Raw genomic sequence first — 4,105 nt, forward strand, 5'->3', positions numbered from 1 at the left:
CCACCATGTCCGCCGAGCGCGCCATCCGCACCGCGACCAGCCGCTCAGGGCCCGCGCCCCGCTCACGCAGCCAGTGCGCGATCCGGTTCGACCACCCGTTCAGCTCGCCATAGGTCCACGCACGGCCCTCGAAGATCAGCGCGGTCCGCCCCGGATCGGCGGCCACCCGCGCCTCGAACGCCTCCACGAGCGTGCCGGCGGTCGTACGGTTCACCGGCGACCACTCCCCCGGAGCCTCCAGGCGATGGATGGCCCACGACGGGCGCTGCGCGAACGTCAGAGGGATCACGTCAGCCTCACCCCTTGGACATCTTGCGTAGGCGCGGCCGGCTGGAGACAGCCTGGTTCTCCGCCTGGGCGGCCAGCTCGGCGACGGTCGGATGGCTGAACACCTCTCTGATGGACAGGTCCACGCCCAGCGCGCTGCGGATGCGGCCGATGAGGCGGGTGACCAGCAGGGAATGACCGCCCAAGGAGAAGAAGTCGTCGTCGATGCCGATCCGGCCCAGCCCGAGGACCTCGGAGAACAGGCCGCAGAGCAGCTCCTCCCGCGGGCTGCGCGGCTCGCGGCCGGTGGAGACGGGGGTGTAGTCGGGTGCGGGCAGCGCCGACCGGTCGATCTTGCCGTTGGGCGTCCTCGGTATCTCGGTGACGGGCACGACGACGGTGGGCACCATGTACTCCGGCAGCCGCCGTTTCAGCAGGCCGGGCAGCGCGGCGGCGTCCGCCTCCTCGGAGGTGACGACGTAGGCGACGAGGCGGCGGTCGCCCGGGTTGTCCTCGCGGACGATCACCACCGCCTGGGCGATGCCGGGCTGCCCGGTGATGACGGACTCGATCTCGCCCGGCTCGATGCGGAAACCGCGTACCTTGACCTGCTCGTCGGCGCGGCCGACGTACTCGAGCCGGCCGTCGCCGTTCCAGCGGGCGACGTCGCCGGTGCGGTACATGCGCTCGCCGGGCCGGCCGTAGGGGTCGGCCACGAAGCGGGCGGCGGTCAGGTCGGGACGGCCGTGGTAGCCGCGCGCGACGAGGCCGCCGACGTACAACTCGCCGGCCACACCTGGCGGGACCGGCGTCAGGGCCGGGCCGAGCACGTAGGCGCGCATGTTGCCCAGGGGGCGGCCGATCGGGACGCCGTTCGTGCCCGCCCAGTCCGGCGGGATCACGAACGCCGACGCGTAGAAGCTCTCGGTCTGCCCGTAGCCGTTGACCAGGCGGACGCCGGGCAGCGCCGCGCGTACCCGGTCCACCAGGGCCGACGGCAGCCCCTCGCCGGCCAGCACCATCGACTCGGTCCTCAGTCTGGGGCCGACCTCGTCGACCAGGGCGGCCAGCACCGACGGCACGCCGGAGAGCACGCCGCCGGACCAGCCGCCGCGCTCGCCGACGACCAGCACGTCGCGGACCAGCTCGACGCAGCCGCCCGCGAGCAGCGTGGTGAACAGCTCGAACACCGACACGTCGAAGTTGATCGACGTTCCGGCCAGCACCCGTGTCCCGCTGCGGATCCCGACCAGCTCGGTCATCCGCAGGACGCCGTTGACGACGCCCCTGTGCGTGATGCCGACGCCCTTCGGCGTGCCGGTGGAGCCGGAGGTGTACATGACGTAGGCCAGCCCGTCGGGCCGCGCCCGCACGCCGGCGCCGTCGCCGGAGGTGAGGTTCAGCTCGTCCAGGTGCAGGCGCGGCACGCCGGCCTCCGGCAGGTCCGCGGCGGCGGCCCGCTCGGTCAGCATCAGCGCGGGAGCGGCGTCGGCGAGGATGGCCGCGACCCGCGCGGAGGGATAGGCGGGGTCCACCGGCACGTACGCGGCGCCGGCCTTCCAGACGCCGAGCAGCGCGACGACCAGGTCCACCGAGCGTGGCACCGCGACCGCGACCAGGGACTCGGGGCCGACGCCGCGTTCGGCGAGCGCGGCCGCCAGGCGCGCGGCCCGCCGGTCCAGCTCGCGGTACGTCCACTCCCAGCCGTCGCAGAGCACGGCCGGCGCGTCCGGGCAGGCCGCCACCCGGCGCTCGAACAGCTCGGGTACCGACACCTCGGGGACCGGCATGGCGGACTCGTTCAGCGACGAGAGCAGCCACTCGCGTTCGCCGGCCGCCAGCACGTCCACGCCGCCGACCCGCACCGACGGATCCGCGGCGAGCTGCCGCAACACCCGCCCGTACCGCTCGGCGAAGCCCTGCACCGCCTGCCGGTCGAAGGAGGCGGCCTGGTAGTCGAGGGTGATGCGGAGGTAGGGGTCGGCGGCGGCGCCCACGGTCACCGGGTAGTGGCTGCCCGCGTAGGGGCGCACGCCGGTGATGTTGAGGCCGGCGCTGCCGTTGGCCTCGTCGATGCTCTGCCGGTCGACCGGGTAGGACTCGAACACGAGGATGGTGTCGAACAGCGTGGGCAGGCCGGCGGCCCGCTGGATGTCCGACAGCGCGTGGTGGTGATGGTCGAGCAGCGCGCCCTGGCGCTTCTGCAGCCTGGTCAGGACGTCGGCGACCCGGTCTCCCGGGGCGAGCGGCACCCGTACGGGAAGGGTGTTGATGAACAGCCCGACCATCTCGTCCGCGCCCGGCAGGGTCGCGGGACGGCCGGCGACCGTGGCGCCGAAGACGACGTCGCCGCGGCCGGTCAGCGCGGCGAGCAGGATCGCCCACGCGCCCTGGAGCAGCGTGTTGAGGGTGATGCCCAGCTCGGCGGCGCGCTGCGCCAGCGCCCGGCCCTCGTCGATGGACAGTCCCACCTCGACCCGGCCGAGCCCGGTGGCGGCGGCGTCGCCGGCGTCCCGGGGGGCCAGCAACGTCGGGCCGTCCAGGCCGGCCAGCTCGGCGGCCCAGGCGGCGGCCGACTCGGCGCGGTCCTGCCGGGCCATCCAGGCGAGGAAGTCGCGGTAGGAGCGCGTCTGGGGCAGGGCGTGGTCGCCGGCGTAGTGACGCAGCAGGTCGTGCAGCAGCAGCGGCAGCGACCAGCCGTCGAACAGGACGTGGTGGGCGGTGAGCACCAGCTCGGCCCGGTCGGGGCCGAAGGTGACCAGGGCCAGCCGGATGAGCGGCGGGACGGCCGGATCGAAGTGGTCGGCGCGGTCGGCCGCCTCGAACCGGGCGAACTCCGCCTCGGCGGCGGCCTCGTCCAGGCCGCTGAGGTCGAGGTGCCGCCAGGGCAGCTCGACGTGCTCCGGCACGATCTGCACCTGGTCGCCGGCCGCGTTCGAGGCGAACACCGCCCGCAGGATGGAGTGGCGGGCGAGCAGCGCCTGCCCGGCGGCGCGGATCCGCGCCGGATCGACCTGTCCGGCGACGTGGAAGACGAGCTGCATGTGGTACGCGTCGAAGGCGGCGCCCGCCATCACGGCCTGGAACAGCAGGCCGGCCTGCACCGGCGTGACCGGCCAGACGTCGGACAGCGGCCCGAAGCGGGACTCCCACTCCTCGATGTCGCTCTGGGCGGCCTTGACCAGCGGCACGTCCGACGGCGTCAGGCCGCCCGCGCCCGGTTCCGCGGCGTGCGCGGCCAGGCCGCGCAGGGCGGCGATCCACAGGTCGGCCAGCTCGCGCACCTCGCCGGCCGGCAGGATCCCGGCAGGGAAGGCGAAGCCCGCCTCCAGGCCCGCCTCGGTGGCCAGGGCGTTGATCTCCAGCGCGGACAGCACCGGCATGCCGGCGTCCGGGGACGGGAGGAGGTCGGCGGTGTCGGCGACGGGCAGCCAGCCGAGGCCGCGCAGGCTCTCGGGCATGTCGGTGATCGAGACGCGGCCGAGGTAGTTGAAGCCGATCTGCGGCTCGGGGTGGGCGGCGAGCTCTGCGGCGGTGTCGGGGTTGAGGTGGCGCAGCAGGCCGTACCCGATGCCTTTGTCCGGGATGGCGCGGAGTTGCTCCTTGACCAGCTTGACCACGCGGCCGGCGGACGCGCCGCCCGCGACGGCGTCGTCGAGGTCGTTGTCGGCGACGTCGAGCCGGACGGGGAACATGCTGGTGAACCAGCCCATCGTGCGGGACAGGTCGGCGCCGGGGACGATGGTCTCCTCGCGGCCGTGGCCTTCCAGCCGGACCAGCAGCGAGGACTCCGTCACGCCGCGCCGGCGGCGCCAGCGGGCGACGGCGATCGCGAGCG

At 74.4% G+C, this 4,105-nt stretch carries 2 protein-coding genes; both read right to left on the reverse strand.

Annotation, left to right across the window (positions count from 1 at the left end; genetic code table 11):
- Positions 1 to 289: AMP-binding protein (locus tag ACWD0F_RS51745; protein ID WP_449890475.1), on the reverse strand; the 289-nt coding region annotated here is incomplete at its 3' end.
- A 7-nt stretch (positions 290 to 296) separates the two neighbouring features.
- Positions 297 to 4,105: amino acid adenylation domain-containing protein (locus ACWD0F_RS51750; protein WP_449890477.1), on the reverse strand; the 3,809-nt coding region annotated here is incomplete at its 5' end.

The sequence above is a fragment of the Nonomuraea sp. NPDC002799 genome (assembly GCF_053592075.1).